This window comes from Mumia sp. Pv4-285 (genome assembly GCF_041320275.1).
Taxonomy (GTDB): domain Bacteria; phylum Actinomycetota; class Actinomycetes; order Propionibacteriales; family Nocardioidaceae; genus Mumia; species Mumia qirimensis.
On the sequence record NZ_CP162023.1, the window covers coordinates 4,133,393 to 4,149,298 of the forward strand.

Consider the following 15,906-nt stretch of genomic DNA (forward strand, 5'->3'; position numbering starts at 1 on the left):
CGGTAACGATGTCTGTCGTCCTCGCCGTCGATGCTGGAGGGACCTCGACCCGCGCCCTCGTGGTGGACCTGTCGGGCCGATCGTTGGGCTACGGCCGGGCCGGGGGCGGCAACCCGCTCTCGTCCGGACCGGCGACCGCCGCGGAGTCGCTCGGCACGGCGGTCCGCGGCGCGATCGGACAGGCGGGCACCGATCCCTCGACGATCGCGTCCACGACCATCGCCATGGCCGGGGCGTCGACCCACCTGGCCGCCGACGACCCTCGCAACCGTGTGATCGCGGACGCCCTCATCGGGTGCGGCGTCGACGCGGCCTTCGGTCTCCGCTCCGACCTGCTCGCGATGTTCTGCGCCGGGACACCTGCGCTCGACGGCTACGCGATGGTCGCCGGGACCGGAGCTGCTGCCGTCCGGGTGCGTGCCGGCGAGGTCGAGCACGTCGTCGACGGCATGGGTTGGCTGCTCGGCGACGCCGGGTCAGGGTTCTGGATCGGCCACGCGGTCACCCGGGCCGTCGTCGCCGACATCGACGGCCGCGGCCCCGCGACGCCGATGACGCCGGCACTGCTCGAGATGCTCGACCTGTCCTCCGGCGCCACACCGCCGTCCGGTCCGCGACCGGAGGCCCTGCACCGGCTCGTGGAGGTCCTGTACGAGATGCGCCCCGTCCGTCTCGCGCAGTTCGCGCCGCTCGCCTTCGCGTACCCGGCGGACCCGGTCGCACGTGGCGTCGTCGACGCAGCGACGACCGCCCTGACCGCGACGATCAACGCCGCGATCGACCCTGACGTCGACGGCCCGCTCGTGCTGGGCGGGAGCGTGCTGCTCCGGCAGGAGGTCGCGTCCAGCGCCGTGGAGAGGGCCTGGCGCACGGGAGGGCGTACGGGTCCGGTGCGCCTGGTCGAGGAGGGAACCGCGGGCGCGGCCGTCCTCGCGCTCCGCGACGGCGGCACGACGGTCGACGACGAGGTCTTCGACCGGGTCGCGAGCAGCCTCGCCGCCCTACGCTGAGGCGGCCCCTCCCGCTGGCAGCGGCTTGCGGAACGCGACAAAGGTCCGGCCCGGCTCAGCGCCGACGGTGCGGGCGTAGAAGTCGACCGGGCCGACCCAGGCGATCTCGCACGTGGTGCGCCCTGCATCGAGGTAGTCGGCCAGGCACGCACGCAGCAGCGCCGCGCCGACGCCACGACCTCTCGCCCCGGGAGAGGATCCCATCGGCCCGAACCAGCCCGCGCGGTTGGTGTCGTACGCGGCGAAGCCGAGGTACTCGCCGTCCTCCCGCGAGACGAAGCAGCTGACCGGCTCGCGCTGCAGCGCCGTCCTCACCTCCGCGGCCCACGTCTCGCCCCAGGTGGACCGCATCCACGCCTCGAACGCCGGCCACTCCTCCGGCGTCAACCGGTGCATCGGCAGGCTCGGCGGGGCGGTGCGGCGTACGAGGTCCTGGTGGGCTACGAGGTCGACGTCGAGGTTGGGAGCGGGCTCCGTGCCCGGATCGGCGTACCCGCAGGCGGCGAAGAAGGCGAGAGTGTCGGCGTCGGCGGTGTCGACTCCCGGCCACCAGTACGCCGGCACGCTGCCGCCGGCCTGGATGGTGGTCGCCCCCCGGGCTGCCGTCGCAGCCTCGAGCGCAGCCAGGAGGTCACGCCCCAGGCCCGCGCGCCGGTGACCGTCGGCGACGACGACCGCCGTCACGTACGCCCGCTGTTCGCCGTCTCGCTCCGCGACCTTGCCGAAGGCAGCGCCGACGAGCCCGTCGTCCTCGGCGACGAACGCTGGGGCGTGCTCCTCCGGGTCGCCCCACAGGACGTGGCGCAGTCCGTCGGCATCGTCGCCGGAGTCGTGGGGCAGCCCGCGGCGCAGCAGCTCGAGGACGTCGGCGCTGTCGTCCGGGGCGATCGGTCGGACGACGGTCATGACAGTCGCCCCACCGCGGGAGCACCGAGCTGGTCGCGCAGCGACCGGCGCAGCGTCCCGAAGCCGACGCTCCCGATCGAGAGCGCCCGACGGTGGAACTCCTTGAGGTCTGCCTCGTCGCCCCCGTTCGCCCCGACCCAGTCGTCACGCAGCTGCTCCCACAGCCGCTGCCCGACCTTGTACGACGGCGCCTGGCCCGGCCAGCCGAGATAGCGGTCGACCTCGAAACGGGTGAACGCCTCGTCCATGTTGACGTGCTGGAGCATGAACGGCAGCGCGTCGTCACCGGTCCAGGGCCCGGAACCGTCGGGCTTCGGCAGGCCGAGATGCACACCGAGGTCAACGACGACCCGCGCCGCGCGCAGCCGCTGCCCGTCGAGCATCCCGAGCCGGTCCGCGGGGTCGTCGAGGTAGCCGAGATCCGCCATCAACCGCTCGGCGTACAGCGCCCAGCCCTCGCCGTGGCCCGAGTTCCAGGACAGTCGTCGCCAGCCGTTGAGGTGCGCGCTGTTGTACGTCGCGAGGCCGACCTGGAGGTGATGTCCGGGCACGCCCTCGTGGTAGACGGTCGTGAGCTCACGCCAGGTATCGAACTCGGTGACGCCTTCGGGGACCGCCCACCACATGCGCCCCGGCCTGGAGAAGTCGTCGGTCGGTCCGGTGTAGTAGATGCCGCCGTCGTGCGTCGGCGCGATCATGCACTCCAGCGTCCGCACGGGTTCGGGGATGTCGAAGTGGGTCGCGCCGAGCTCGCGGACGACGCGGTCGCTCGCCGCCTGCATCCACTCGCGGAGCGCGTCGGTGCCGTGCAGGCGGCGCGACTCGTCGGCCTCGAGGTAGGCGACCGCCTCGGCGACGCTGGCGCCCGGGAACACCCGGTCAGCGACCGCCTCCTGCTCGGCGACCATCCGGGCCAGCTCCTCCAGGCCCCACGCGTACGTCTCGTCGAGGTCGATCTCCACGCCGACGAAGCCGCGTGACGCCAGCGCGTACCGTTCACGGCCCACCCCGTCGGTGGTCGGTGCGACCGGGGTGAGCTCGGCGCTGAGGAAGAGGGCGAGCGCCTCGTACGCCGCTGCTGCCGCCTGCGCCCCGCGTTCGAGGTCTCCGCGCAGCGACTCCGGAGCCGACGGTGAGGCGGCCAGCCGGGCGAAGAACCCGTCGGCGGCCGCGTGCGCCCGCGCCTGACCTGCGACCTCGCGGGCCTGCCGCACCGCGGGCACGGTGCCGGCGGCCATCCCCGCGCGCAGCGACTCGACGTATCCGCCGACGGCGTCCGGCACGTTCGCCAAACGCGCCGCGATGTGCGCCCAGTCGGTCTCGGACTCGTTCGGCATGAGGTCGAAGACGTCGCGGATGCTCTGCGCGGGGGACGCGATGACGTTGAGGTCGCGCGTCCACTCGCCGGCGTCGTACCGCTCCACCTCCAGCTCGAGGGTGCGGACGAGCTCGTCGCGGGTGATCATGTCGGTCGCGTCCGCCACGTCCGCCGTACGCACCCGCGCCAGCATCCGTCGTACGGCGTCGGCATGGGCCTGCGCCCCGTCGGGCGAGAAGTCGGTGTAGTCGCCCTCGCGTCCGGGGATCCCTCGTGAGACGTGCAGCTCGGGGTTGAGGTCCATGAGCTCGCCGAGCCACTCCTCGGCCAGGGCGTCGAGCGGGGTCGGGGTCCGAGAGGCATCGATCATGCGCACGACCTTACGACCGGTGATCACGAGCTCGTGGACCGATGTCCGCAGACCCCCTCAGAAGCGCCGGGGATGTGGGACGATCCCGCCCATGGAGGAGTGGCGGATGGACCACGCGGGCCGGCTCTGGGCCGTCGGCGGCGTGGTGCTGATCGCTGTCCTGACGCTGATCGCCGTCGGCGACCCTGCTGTGGAGCGACCGCGCGGGCCCCGGGCGGACTCCGGACCTGTCAGTGCGGTGGCGTCGGTCAAGACGGCGATCCCTGCGCTCCAGGCAGCCGACGCCTCCCAGGGGCGGTTCCCCGACGTCTCCCCCGCACAGCGCCGTGCGCTTGCCCTGACGCGGATCGAGTCGGGCGCCCTGCGTGAGGAACTCGCCGACATCTGGATCGCGTCCGCGGTCGACGAGAACGTCGAAGGGTGGGAGGACGGCCTCCGCACCTTCGTCGGCATGCCGGACGACAACCCGTACACCGACAACGCGTTCACGGTCACGCGTTGGCAGGGCGTCCACGTCCGTGGCGACCGGGCGACCGCGCTCTTCTGGGGCCACGCCGGCTACGAGGGCGTCAACGGCGAGTGGGCGTACGACCGGGACGCGCAGTACGAGGTCACGCTCCGGCGGGTCGAAGGCGACGGGTCGGCGTTCGACGGCTGGAGGCTGGACGAGGTCGCGGTGCCGTGGCAGCCGGCGCCCTGACAACCGAAACTATGCGATCCATAGTTTCACTTATTGCACTATCCGATAGCATGGGGAGATGCTGGTTTCGGATGAAGGAGTCGACGTGACGGTCCAGCGCGACGCCGGCGAGTCGACGTGGCCCGGCGCTCGCCACGAGCAACGAGCCTGGACGACGAACCCCGATCTGCACGGCCCCTCGGGCCGGCGGCCCGGGCACGCCGACCGTGTCCTCACCGAGATCACGGTCGAGGTCCCTCCGCACATCGCCGACCACGCCGTCCGTCTGTCGGCCGACACCCGGGCAGTCTGCGAGGAGGCCGCCCAGCAGATCATCGCCCTCGACGCCGGCCCCGGCCGCTACCTCTCCTCGCTGGCCGAGTTCCTCACACGCAGCGAGTCGGTCGCCTCGTCACGGATCGAGCGCGTCTACGCCGACATGGACGACCTCGCTCGAGCCAGCGTCGGCGACGACGCCTCCGACGCCGCCGTCCGTACGATCGCCGCGACCCGAGCGCTGCGGGAGCTGACCGACGGGTCCGACGGTGGCGCCCCGCTCACCGAGGCAGCGATCCTGGAGGCCCACTCGGTGCTGCTCGCCGGAGACCTGCTCGAGGGACGCTCGGCGGGGTCGTACCGGACCCAGCAGAACTGGATCGGCGGCAGCGACTTCTCGCCGCGTGACGCCGTGCACGTCCCGCCACCGCCGGGTCTGGTCGGCGCACTCATGGGCGACCTCGTCCGCCTCGCGAACCGCGAGGACGTCCCGGCGGTCGCCCTCGCCGCGATCGTCCACGGCCAGTTCGAGGCGATCCACCCGTTCAACGACGGCAACGGCAGGATCGGCCGCGGGCTGATCAGCGCCGTGCTCCGTCGCCGGGGCACGACGCGGAGGGTCGTGATCCCGGTGGCAGCCGTGATGCTCGCCGACGTCGACACCTACTTCGGCCGCCTCGCCGACTACCGGGCCGGAGACGCGGACGCGCTGGTCGACTACGTCGCACGGTCCGCGATCACCGCCGCCGAAGCAGCCGAGGAGTCGGCGACGCGTCTCGCGGAGCTCTCGGCGCGTTGGGACGCGCAGGTGTCGGCGCGGCGAGGGTCCGCGGCTCGTACGCTGCTCGCTGGACTGCTCGACCAGCCGATCCTCGACATCGCTGCCATCGAGGCTGTCACCGGAGTCTCGCGGCCCCGGGCATACGACGCGATCGCCGCGCTGACGGACGCCGACGTCGTCCACGAGATCACCGGGCACGGCCGCAACCGGATCTGGGTCGTGAGCGACGTGATGGACGAGCTCAGCGCGCTTGAGGGACGGATCGGCTCACGGGCCAGGCCGTCGTCACGCTGGCGGTGACGCGTCTGTGGCCTGCGCGTCGCCACGGCGCAGGAGGTAGACGTCCATGACCCAGCCGGCCGCAGTGCGTGCCGACGCGCGGGCGTGCTCGATCGCGGACAGCACCGCGCCGAGCCTGCCCTCGACCAGCGCCTCGTAGGGCGTGCCGAGGTTCGCACCCCACCAGATGTGCCACGCGTCGCCGTCGAGCTCGCGCAGGTCGTCGAGCGAGCGGTTGAGCATGACCACGACATTCTTCTGACCCTGCGCGACTGCCTCGCGCAGGCGGCGTCCGGTCGTGACGTGGATCGGCTGCCCGACCTCGTGGAGCACGATCGCGTGCCGGGCGGCGAGGAGCTGGATGCTCGAGACGCCCGGGACCACCCGGAGCTCGAACCGGAGGATCTCCCCGACTCGACGCAGGATCCGGACCAACGAGTCGTAGAACGCCGGGTCGCCCCACACGAGGAACCCGACGTCGCCAGGGTTCTCGCGGAGGACGTCGGCGTACGCCCCCGCGCGCGCCTCGTGCCAGTCGGCGACGACGCCCTCGTACCCGGCGGTCGTCGCCGTTCTGTCGGGCGACCGGTCGCGCTCGGGGTCCTCCACGAGCACCAGCCGCGGCTCGCCGTCGACGTGCTGCGCGAGGATCGCCTCTCGAGTGCGGACGAGCGGGTCGTCCTCGCCGCCGCTGCTCTTCTCGGAGACGACGAAGTAGTCCACGGCGTTCATCGCCCGGACCGCCTCGATCGTCACCTGGTCAGGATCGCCCGGCCCGACGCCGATGAGGACGACCTGCCGGGTTTCGACTCGCTGCGCTCGCTCAACCACCGAGGGTTCGCTCATGCGTCGTCCTCCAGGTCTCCCTCGACCTCGAGGTAGACGTCCCGCATCGCGTCCAGGACCTCCGCGTCCGGCTCGGTCCACAGCCCGCGCTCGACGGCCTCGTGGAGACGCTCGACGATCCCGCGCAGCGCCCACGGGTTCGCCTCGCGCATGAACGCCTGGTTCTGCTCGTCGAGGACGTACTCCTTGGCCAACCGGTCGTACATCCAGTCGTGCACCACACCCGTGGTGGCGTCGAAGCCGAACAGGTAGTCGACGGTCGCCGCGAGCTCGAACGCGCCCTTGTAGCCGTGGCGCTGCATCGCCCCGATCCAGCGCGGGTTGACCACGCGGGAGCGGAACACGCGGTTCGTCTCCTCCTGCAGCGTGCGGGTGCGCACGGCGTCGGGACTGGTGGAGTCGCCGACGTACGCCAACGGGGCGGCGCCGGTCAGCGCACGGACCGTCGCGACCATGCCGCCGTGGTACTGGAAGTAGTCGTCGGAGTCCGCGATGTCGTGCTCGCGGGTGTCGACGTTCTTGGCGGCGACCTTGATGCGCCGGTAGTTCGTACGCATGTCGTCCGCCGCCGAGACGCCGTCGAGCCCTCGCCCGTACGCGAAGCCGCCCCACGCCGTGTAGACCTCGGCGAGGTCGGCGTCGTCGCGCCACGTCCCGGACTCCACGACCTGGAGGATCCCTGCGCCGTACGACCCCGGCTTGCTGCCGAAGATGCGAGTCGTGGCGCGCCGCTCGTCGCCGTGCTCGGCGAGATCCGCCTGCGCGTGGGCCCGGACGTAGTTGCGGTCGGCGGGCTCGTCGAGCGCGGCCACCATCCGTACGGCGTCGTCGAGCATCGCCACCACGTGCGGGAAGGCGTCACGGAAGAAGCCCGAGATGCGTACGGTCACGTCGATGCGCGGGCGGCCGAGCTCCTCGAGCGGGACGACCGCCAGCTCGCGCACGCGGCGCGACGCCTCGTCCCACTCGGGGCGGACGCCGAGCAGCGCGAGCACTTCCGCGACGTCGTCGCCGGACGTGCGCATCGCCGACGTGCCCCAGACCGACAGACCGACGGACTGCGGGTAGGCGCCGGTGTCGTCCAGGTAGCGGGCCAGCAGGGAGTCCGCCATGGCCAGCCCCGTGTCGTACGCGAACCGGCTCGGAACCGCCTTGGGGTCGACGGTGTAGAAGTTGCGTCCGGTCGGGAGGACGTTGACGAGGCCGCGCAGCGGCGAGCCCGACGGTCCGGCCGGGACGTACCCGCCGTCGAGCGCGTGCAGGATCGCGCCGAGCTCGTCGGTGGTGCGGGCGAGCCGGGGCACGACCTGCGTCGCCGCGAACTCCAGGACGCGGACGACGTCGGGCTCAAGGTGGAGCCGCGCAGCCGCTGCCGGGTCCCAGCCCGCCGCCTCCATCGCCTCGACCAGCGACCGTGCCTGCTGCTCGATCTCGTCGACGGCCGCGAGGTCGGACGCGTCCTCCTTCAACCCGAGCGCCGCCCGCAGTCCGGGCACCGATGCGGCCTCGCCGCCCCACACCTGGCTCGCCCGCAGGATCGCGAGCACGAGGTCCACCCGCACCTGGCCCTCCGGCGCCTGACCGAGGACGTGCAGCCCGTCACGGATCTGCACGTCCTTGATCTCGCAGAGCCACCCGTCGACGTGCAGGAGGAAGTCGTCGAACTCCTCGTCGTCGGGCCGGTCGTCAAGCCCGAGGTCGCGGTGCATCTCGGCGGCGTGCATCAGCGTCCAGATCTCGGCGCGGACTGCGGGCAGCTTCGCCGGGTCCATCGCTGCGATGTTGGCGTGCTCGTCGAGGAGCTGCTCGAGCCGGGCGATGTCGCCGTACGACTCGGCGCGCGCCATCGGCGGGATCAGGTGGTCGACGATCGTCGCGTGCGCCCGCCGCTTCGCCTGCGCACCCTCGCCGGGGTCGTTCACGAGGAACGGGTAGATCAGCGGCATGCTCCCGATCGCGGCGTCGCTGCCGCAGGCCGCGGAGAGAGCGGCGTTCTTGCCGGGCAGCCACTCCATCGAGCCGTGCTTGCCGAGGTGGACGACCGCATGGGCACCGAACCCGCCGACGTCCTGCTGAGCCTCGAGCCACCGGTAGGCGGCGAGGTAGTGGTGCGACGGCGCGAGGTCGGGGTCGTGGTAGATCGCGACCGGGTTCTCGCCGAAGCCGCGCGGCGGCTGGATGAGGAGGACGACGTTGCCGGCCTGGAGCGTCGCGAGCACGATCTCGTCGTCACCGTTGACGAACAGCGTCCCTGGCGCCGGGCCCCACGCCTCGGTCACGCCGGCACGCAGCGCGGGGTCGAGAGCGGCGAACCACTCCGCGTACCGCGCTGCCGGGATCCGGACGTGGCTCTCGGTGAGCTGCGCCTCGGTGAGCCACTCCTCGTCCTGGCCGCCCGCGGCGATGAGGGCGTGGATGAGGGCGTTGCCGGCGGCGGTGTCATCAGGTTGATCAGCGTCAGGTTGATCAGCGTCAGCGAGGTCGAGCCCCGGGATGGCACCCGGCGCGCCCAGGTCGTACCCCGCGTCCCGCATCCGGCGCAGAAGCCGGATCGTCGAGACCGGGGTGTCGAGGCCGACGGCGTTGCCGACGCGGCTGTGCTTGGTCGGGTACGCGGAGAGCATCAGCGCGACCTTCTTCTGCGCGTTCGGGATCCGCCGCAGGCGTGCGTGGGCGACCGCGATGCCGGCGACCCGGGCGCACCGCTCGGGGTCGGCGGCGTACCTCGGCAGGCCGTCCCGGTCGATCTCCTTGAACGAGAACGGGACCGTGATGATCCGGCCGTCGAACTCGGGGATCGCGATCTGGTTCGCCGAGTCGAGCGGAGTGACGCCGTCGTCGCTCGCCTCCCAGTCCTCACGGCTGGAGGTCAGGCAGAGGCCCTGCAGGATCGGGATGTCGAGGGCGGACATGCGCGCCACGTCCCACGCCTCGTCGTCGCCGCCCGCGCTCGCCGTACCCGGCTTCGTGCCGCCTGCCGCGAGGACGGTGACGATCAGCGCGTCGAGGGTGCCGAGGGCCTCGTACAGGGTGTCCGGCGCCGAGCGCAGCGAGCTGCTGAAGATCGGGACCCCGACGGCCTCGCCGGTGGCGTCGATCGCGTCGGCGAGCGCGTGCGCGAAGCCGCTGTTGCCGCTCGCCTCGTGCGCGCGGTAGAACAACACGCCCACCTTGAGGTGGCTGCCTTCGGCTCTGGCTTGGCGGGGGCCTCTCGATCCGCGCTCGGCGAACCCCCACGCCGGCACCTCCACCGGCGCGTCGAACCCCTCCCCCGTCAGCAGCACCGTGTCCGAGAGGAACGCGTGCAGCTGCGCGAGGTTCACCGGGCCGCCCTCGGCGAGGTAGCGGTGCGCCTCCGCCGCCGTACCCATCGGCACGGTCGAGAGCTCCATCAGCTCGGCGCTCGGCTGCTGCTCGCCACCGAGGACGATGAGCGGCAGGTCGCTGGCACGGTACGGCGCGAGCCACGTGTCGAGCTCCAGAGGCGATCCGAGGAACCTCACGACGACGAGGTCGGCGCCGTCGAGCGGCAGCGGATAGCTGAGCCGCGTCGGGTTGGCGTACGCGTAGTCGGCTCCGCTGGCGCGCGCGGACAGGAGGTCGGTGTCTGAGGTGGACAGCAGGACGATGCGCGGCATCGGAGGCTCCTCCTCGGGGTTCTCGCCCCGTCGGGTCGGACCTGCCGCGGTCAGTGTCTGGCTGTGCCGAGCACGTCGGCGTCACAGTGGCGGAACCGCCCCGGATTCGCACCGGGTTCCTGGAGCCGCAGCAGGATGTGTGGCACGAGCGTACGGGACGGCCGGCCGCGTCCACCAAGCGCGCCGTGCCAGTGGTGAGCGCATGTCGTACGGCGGGCTCACCACCGGGTACGGGGCTCACGGGGGTTGTCCACAACCCTTCCGACGCCTGTCTCCCGAACCGGGCAAGGTTGTCGCTCATGCATCGGTGAGAGAGACGTGCACGGATCAAAGGGGGCTTCGTCACGCGTGTGGACGCCCTCGAGTGCGGCTATGGCGACCACGACCTGCGCGACGCGCTCAGGTCCGGCAGCTGGGTGTCGGTCCGCCGCGGGGTCTACGCACCCCGCGAGACGTACGCCCGTTTGACACCGCGCGAACGACATCTGCTGCTCTTGCGTACGGTCCTCGCCGAGAAGGGGCCAGGCTGGTTCGCTACGCATGACTCTGCTGTCGTCGCGCACGAGCTCGGCGACTACGGGCTCGGGACGTACGAGCTCGACCTCACCGTCGCCCACGTCGCTCGCACCGGCGGCGCCACGAGCCGCCGCACCGCGTCGTTCCAGACCCACCGCGCCGCCGTTGATCCTGCTACGACGACAAACGCTGCAGGGCTGCCATCTGTCGAGGCCGCCCGTGCGGTTGTGGCAACCATGACGAAGCTCTCCCTCGACGCTGCAACGGTCCTCGCATCGACCTGGCTTGCCCGGCAACGTCGCACAGCACGCGAGTCCGGGCGGTCGGAGGAGTTCGACGAGGAGGACGCGCGGGCACGTCTGCGAGCGTTGCTCGACGACGGCGGCGCACGACCGGGCACGCGCGTCGCGCGGGATGCCATCGACGTCGCGGACGCTCGATGCGAGAGCGTCGGCGAGGTCCGGTTCCTCGTCCTGTGCTGGGAGCACGGCCTGCCGCGCCCGGAGACGCAGATCGAGGTCGCGATCCCGGGTGGGCGCGCGGAGGTGGACTTCATGTGGCGCAACGTCGGCATGATCGTCGAGTTCGACGGGATGCTGAAGTACGAGGACGACACCGGGCCGGAGGGTCGCAAGGCCAAGGACAATGTCATCGCCGAGAAGCGGCGCGAGCGAGCCCTGCGCGAACTCGGCTGGCACGTGGTGCGGGTGACGTGGGCGGACCTCGCTCCGGCGAATCGTGAGCGGACCGCCGCATACCTGCGCCGCGAGCTCGAGCGGGCGGCGAAGATGCGGGCGCGACAACGGTGAGCGCGCACCACCGGTGGTGAGCCCGCTCCACAACACGCGCTCACCACCGGCGTACGGGGCTCACCTGTCGGGTCAGCGGGTCGCGGGCTCGAGTACGCAGTCACCGCAGTAGCCGCCGCCCGGCACGCGGTAGTAGAGGCAGCACGACCGCCGTACGAACCGACCTCGTACGACGTCGCCAGTGCCGTCGAACGGCGCGCGGGCGAGCGCGGCGACGGCGTACGAGGCGGCGGCCGGCACGAGGTCGGGGCGCGTCGTACGAAGGGCAGCGACCGCACCGAACAGCGCCGACGTCGCGTTTCCCCACAGGACGGTCTCCGAGAGAGCGAAACCAGCGGCGAACCGGTCGACGAGCGCGGTGAGCGTCTGGAAGGACGACTCTCGCTCGGGTCCAGGACGAGCGATCGAGGCTCCGCCGTCGACCGCGAGCGGCCAGGGTCCCGTCTCGAACGGGTGCCACCACGTCGTGTCGAGCGTCAGCGGCGGCAACCGTACGCCGAGCGACGCCGCCCCGACGACCGGCGAGAGCAGCCGCGCGAACAGTCCCAACGACACCGTCGAGGCCGCGACCCGTTCTTCGACGTCAGCACCGGCGAGCCGGGACAGGAAATCCCGCGTGTATGCGACGCGCTCCTCCAGCGGCCCCGGCTCCACCAGGTCCGCGAGCGGACGCCACCCTGCACCAGCGGCGCCGTCGGGCAGTGTGTCGAGCGCGAAGTACGGCCCGAGGACGGACAACGCATCGTACGGACCGCTCACCCGAACGCCTCCACGCTCGCCTCGGCATCAGCGGTGCCTGCCCGCGCGACGATTGCGCACAGCAAGCCTCCGAGCGCCGCCCCGATCGCGTAGCGCAGCAGGTCGGGCGCCCAGAACGTCGTCCCCAGCACGAGGCGTACGGCCGGCACACGTTCCGCCAGCGCAACCGGAACTCCAGTGAGCTGGAACAGCTCGATGACCACGCACACCGCAAAGCCGACGACGCCGGCGGCAGGAGGGGACGTACGCGGGCGGACGGCCACGACGAGCAGGACGACGAGCGTCGCGTAGAGCGCATCCCCGACCGGCCCGGCGACCGGGGCGGGGAGAGCGGCCCGTGCCCCAAGGCCCGCGACGACCACACCGGCAGCGCCGAGGACAGTCAGGGTTCGAGGGCTCATCGAGACGAGATGTTAGGTTCTCCGTGCCAGTCGTACCCACCTTGGGTCAGGGAATCCGGTGTGAATCCGGAGCTGACGCGCAGCGGTGAGGGTGACGGGCGCGGCACGTTGCCACTGGGGCCCCTCCTGCGGATGGGTCCTGGGAAGGCGCCGCGTCCGGAGGATCCCGAGTCCGAAGACCTGCTGGCCCTCCCGGCGATCGCCGAGAGGTCACCGCCGGATCCCGCGCCATGGGTCCCTGACCTCGAGAGACACCCGTGACGACCTCCCGCTCCACAGGCCCTCGTTCGTACGGCGACCGGTGCCCCGGCGTCCTCCGGCCGTGGCTCGCCGACGACGGCGCGATCGTCCGGGTCCGGGTGCCCGGCGGCACGGTCCGTACGGCGTCGCTGAACGCCCTGCTCGACGTGGCCGAGCGATGGGGTGATGGAACGGTCCTCCTGACCTCGCGCGCCAACCTCCAGCTGCGCGGGCTGCCGTCCCGCGACGGAGAAGTCGCCGCCGAGGTCGTGGCGGCGATCGAAGCCGCCGGTCTGCTGCCGAGCTGGACCCACGAGCGCGTCCGCAACGTGGTGGCGTCGCCGTTGACGGGTCGGCTCGGTGGGCTGGCCGACCTACGGCCGGTGGTCCGTGCCCTCGACGCCGCGCTCCTCGGCGATCCCGCGCTCGCTGCGCTGCCCGGCAGGTTCCTCTTCGTGCTCGACGACGGGCGCGGGGACGTCGACGACCGCCCGCTCGACCTCGGTCTGCGCGCGGTCGACGCGGACCGCGGGCAGCTCAGGGCCGGCTCCGACGTCTGGGGCCCGCTCGTCGAGCTGGACGAGGCCGCCGACGCGATCGCCGCCCTCGCGCACACCTTCCTCGAGCGCCGCGGCGAGGGTGACTCCGCGTGGTGGCACGTCGACGAGCTGCACCGCGCCGGAGGGCAGCTCCTCGAACCGTGGCCGCGCGAGGCGGCGCACGGGACGACCAAACCACCTCCGCACGGGCTCCTCGCACAGGACGACGGACGGTCCGCGCAGCACGTGGAGGTCCCGGACGGACTGCTGTCCCGCGACCTGCTCCGGACGCTCGGAGCCACCGGTGCGCACTCGCTCGTGGTCACCCCGTGGCGCAGCATCCTCGCCGTCGACCTGGAGGAACGATGACTGTCTCCCCACCGACCCGCCGCTACCCGTACGAGGGCACCGGCGCCGCGATCTACGCCGACTCGTTCGCGACGATCCGCAGCGAGAGCGACCTCACGCACCTGACGGCGGACGCGGAGAAGGTGGCCGTGCGCATGATCCACGCGTGCGGCCAGACCGATCTCGCGCGCGACCTCGCGATCCATCCCGACCTCGTGGCGGCAGCCCGTACCGCGTTGGAGTCCGGAGCGCCGATCCTCGTCGACGCCCACATGGTCGCGTCGGGCGTCACGCGTGCGCGGCTGCGATGCGACAACGACGTGCTCTGCACGCTGCGCGATCCGGGGGTGCCGGAGCTCGCGGCTGCGTGGGGTACGACGCGGTCGGCAGCGGCGGTGTCGCTGTGGGGCGACCGGCTCGAGGGCGCCGTCGTCGCGATCGGCAACGCGCCCACCGCGCTGTTCCACCTGCTCGAGATGCTCGTCGACGGCGCGCCGCGCCCCGCCGCGATCGTCGGCGTCCCGGTCGGGTTCGTGGGAGCGGCCGAGTCGAAGGAGGCGCTGGTCGCGTTCGCGGAGGACCACGGCATCGACGTGCCGTACCTCGTCGTGCGTGGGCGCCGCGGCGGCTCCGCGATGGCCGCGTCGGCGATCAACGCCCTGGCCCAGGAGCGCGAGTGAGCGCGCCAGGCGGTCGGCTGTACGGCGTCGGGCTCGGACCAGGCGACCCGGAGCTGGTGACGCTCAAGGCAGCGCGTCTCGTCGGCGCCGCGGACGTGGTCGCCTACCACCAGGGCGTCGGGAAGCGCTCGAACGCGCGCCGGATCGCCGACGGGCTCATCACGCCCGGCACGGTCGAGGAGGTCCTTCAGTATCCGGTGACGACCGGCACGACAGACCATCCCGGCGGGTACGCGGGCGCGATGGCCGACTTCTACGCCGACTGCGCCGCGCGGGTCGCCACGCACCTCGACGCGGGGCGGGACGTCGTCGTGCTGGCCGAGGGCGACCCGCTCTTCTACGGCTCCTTCATGTACCTGCACGACCGGCTGTCCGGCGCGTACGAGACCGAGATCGTCCCAGGGGTGCCGGCGTTCGCGGCGGCGAGCGCGGCGGCGGCGACCCCTCTCGTACGCCAGACCGACGTGCTCACCGTCCTGCCCGGCACGCTCCCCGAGGCCGAGCTCGCGCGACGCCTCGCCGACACCGACGGCGCGATCATCATGAAGCTCGGGCGCCGGTTCCCTGCGGTGCGCTCGGCGCTCGCGCAGGCGGGGCGGCTCGACGGTGCCGTGTACGTCGAGCGGGCGTCGATGACCGAGCAGCGGTGGCTGCCGGTCGCTGACGTCGACGCGACCACCGTCCCGTACTTCTCGCTGATCGTGGTGCCCGGTGACACGCGCGACGGTGTGCGGCGCTACGAAGCGTCAACCACCCCGGAGCCACCTGCCGCGGGCGCGGCGGAGCTGCTCGTCATCGGGCTCGGACCCGGACCCGACGCGTGGCTGACCTCCGAGGTGTCGGCGGCGCTGGCCGAGGTCGACCACGTCGTCGGGTACGCGCCGTACGTCAACCGCGTCCCGCAGCGCGAGGGCCTGCGGAGACACGCATCCGGCAACACCGTCGAGGTGGACCGCGCCCGGTTCGCGCTCGACCTCGCGGTGAAGGGTGAGCGGGTGGCGGTCGTCTCGGGCGGCGATGCGGGCGTGTTCGGGATGGCGTCGGCGGTGTTCGAGGCGGCCGAGGACCCCGTGTACGACGAGGTGCGGGTCCGAGTCCTGCCCGGCGTGAGCGCGGTCCAGGCCGTGGCTGCCCGCGCGGGTGCGCCGGTGGGTGCCGACTTCGCGGTGATGAGCCTGTCCGACCGGCTCAAGCCCTGGTCCGTGGTCGAGCAACGGCTGCGCGCCGTCGCACAGGCGGATCTGGTGCTCGCCGTCTACAACCCGGCGTCGCGGTCACGGCGCGAGCAGGTGGCACGGATGCGCGAGGTGCTGCTGGAGCACAAGGACGCCGCGACCGTGGTCGTCGTCGGGCGCGACGTCGGCCGTTCCGAGGAGTCGCTGACCGTCACCACGCTCGGCGCGCTCGACCCGGGCACGATCGACATGAAGTGCCTGCTGATCGTCGGCGCGACCTCGACCCGGGTCACCCGCGGGCGCGCGTGGACACCGCGGTACGTCGAGGGCTGAGCG

General features: G+C 72.4%; 13 protein-coding genes and 2 riboswitches. Of the genes, 7 read left to right on the forward strand and 6 right to left on the reverse strand.

Annotation, left to right across the window (positions count from 1 at the left end; translation table 11 throughout):
* Positions 1–8 precede the first annotated feature (8 nt).
* Entirely contained in the window at positions 9–1,010 is a 1,002-nt protein-coding gene (locus AB3M34_RS19820) for an N-acetylglucosamine kinase (RefSeq protein WP_370616537.1), read from the forward strand.
* Here the strand turns inward: AB3M34_RS19820 and AB3M34_RS19825 are convergent.
* Positions 1,002–1,916, reverse strand: coding sequence for a GNAT family N-acetyltransferase (locus tag AB3M34_RS19825; RefSeq protein WP_370616538.1), 915 nt, complete (start codon positions 1,914–1,916; stop codon positions 1,002–1,004). The genes AB3M34_RS19820 and AB3M34_RS19825 overlap by 9 nt on opposite strands.
* Positions 1,913–3,604, reverse strand: coding sequence for a DUF885 domain-containing protein (locus AB3M34_RS19830; RefSeq protein WP_370616540.1), 1,692 nt, complete (start codon positions 3,602–3,604; stop codon positions 1,913–1,915). The genes AB3M34_RS19825 and AB3M34_RS19830 overlap by 4 nt, the downstream gene beginning before the upstream one ends.
* 91 nt (positions 3,605–3,695) lie before the next feature.
* On the opposite strand from AB3M34_RS19830, the gene AB3M34_RS19835 reads away from it, so the two are divergent.
* Positions 3,696–4,304 (forward strand): hypothetical protein, encoded by a 609-nt coding sequence (locus AB3M34_RS19835; protein WP_370616542.1) that lies wholly within the window; start codon positions 3,696–3,698, stop codon positions 4,302–4,304.
* A gap of 58 nt (positions 4,305–4,362) precedes the next feature.
* A complete protein-coding gene (locus AB3M34_RS19840; protein WP_370616543.1) occupies positions 4,363–5,640 on the forward strand; it encodes a Fic family protein in 1,278 nt (425 codons plus the stop codon).
* Here AB3M34_RS19840 and cobF read toward each other — a convergent pair.
* Positions 5,626–6,465, reverse strand: a complete 840-nt coding sequence (cobF, locus tag AB3M34_RS19845) for a precorrin-6A synthase (deacetylating) (protein WP_370616545.1) — start codon at positions 6,463–6,465, stop codon at positions 5,626–5,628. The genes AB3M34_RS19840 and cobF overlap by 15 nt on opposite strands.
* Positions 6,462–10,103, reverse strand: a complete 3,642-nt coding sequence (gene cobN, locus AB3M34_RS19850) for a cobaltochelatase subunit CobN (protein WP_370616546.1) — start codon at positions 10,101–10,103, stop codon at positions 6,462–6,464. The genes cobF and cobN overlap by 4 nt, the downstream gene beginning before the upstream one ends.
* Positions 10,104–10,134: 31 nt before the next feature.
* Positions 10,135–10,248: riboswitch (cobalamin riboswitch) on the reverse strand.
* A gap of 181 nt (positions 10,249–10,429) precedes the next feature.
* Between cobN and AB3M34_RS19855 the strand changes: the two genes are divergently transcribed.
* Positions 10,430–11,428, forward strand: a complete 999-nt coding sequence (locus tag AB3M34_RS19855) for a type IV toxin-antitoxin system AbiEi family antitoxin domain-containing protein (protein WP_370620079.1) — start codon at positions 10,430–10,432, stop codon at positions 11,426–11,428.
* Positions 11,429–11,500: 72 nt separating this feature from the next.
* On the opposite strand, the gene AB3M34_RS19860 is transcribed toward AB3M34_RS19855, so the two are convergent.
* Positions 11,501–12,187: a (2Fe-2S)-binding protein gene (locus AB3M34_RS19860; RefSeq protein WP_370616548.1), complete on the reverse strand. Its 687-nt coding sequence runs from the start codon at positions 12,185–12,187 to the stop codon at positions 11,501–11,503.
* Positions 12,184–12,588 (reverse strand): DUF2809 domain-containing protein, encoded by a 405-nt coding sequence (locus AB3M34_RS19865; RefSeq protein WP_370616549.1) that lies wholly within the window; start codon positions 12,586–12,588, stop codon positions 12,184–12,186. The genes AB3M34_RS19860 and AB3M34_RS19865 overlap by 4 nt, the downstream gene beginning before the upstream one ends.
* A gap of 10 nt (positions 12,589–12,598) precedes the next feature.
* Positions 12,599–12,790: riboswitch (cobalamin riboswitch) on the forward strand.
* Between the two features lie 55 nt (positions 12,791–12,845).
* Here AB3M34_RS19865 and AB3M34_RS19870 point away from each other — a divergent pair.
* Genes AB3M34_RS19870 through AB3M34_RS19880 form a run of 3 tightly spaced genes read left to right on the forward strand, consistent with a single transcriptional unit; the run spans position 12,846 to position 15,903 of the window.
* A complete protein-coding gene (locus AB3M34_RS19870) occupies positions 12,846–13,736 on the forward strand; it encodes a nitrite reductase (RefSeq protein WP_370616551.1) in 891 nt (296 codons plus the stop codon).
* The gene (locus AB3M34_RS19875; protein WP_370616552.1) at positions 13,733–14,395 is read left to right on the forward strand and encodes a precorrin-8X methylmutase; all 663 of its coding nucleotides are present in this window, start codon (positions 13,733–13,735) and stop codon (positions 14,393–14,395) included. The genes AB3M34_RS19870 and AB3M34_RS19875 overlap by 4 nt, the downstream gene beginning before the upstream one ends.
* Positions 14,392–15,903 carry a precorrin-2 C(20)-methyltransferase gene (locus tag AB3M34_RS19880; RefSeq protein WP_370616553.1) on the forward strand — a complete coding sequence of 504 codons (1,512 nt, stop codon included), beginning with the start codon at positions 14,392–14,394 and terminating at the stop codon, positions 15,901–15,903. Before AB3M34_RS19875 ends, AB3M34_RS19880 begins: the two co-directional genes overlap by 4 nt.
* The last annotated feature ends 3 nt before the right edge of the window (positions 15,904–15,906 follow it).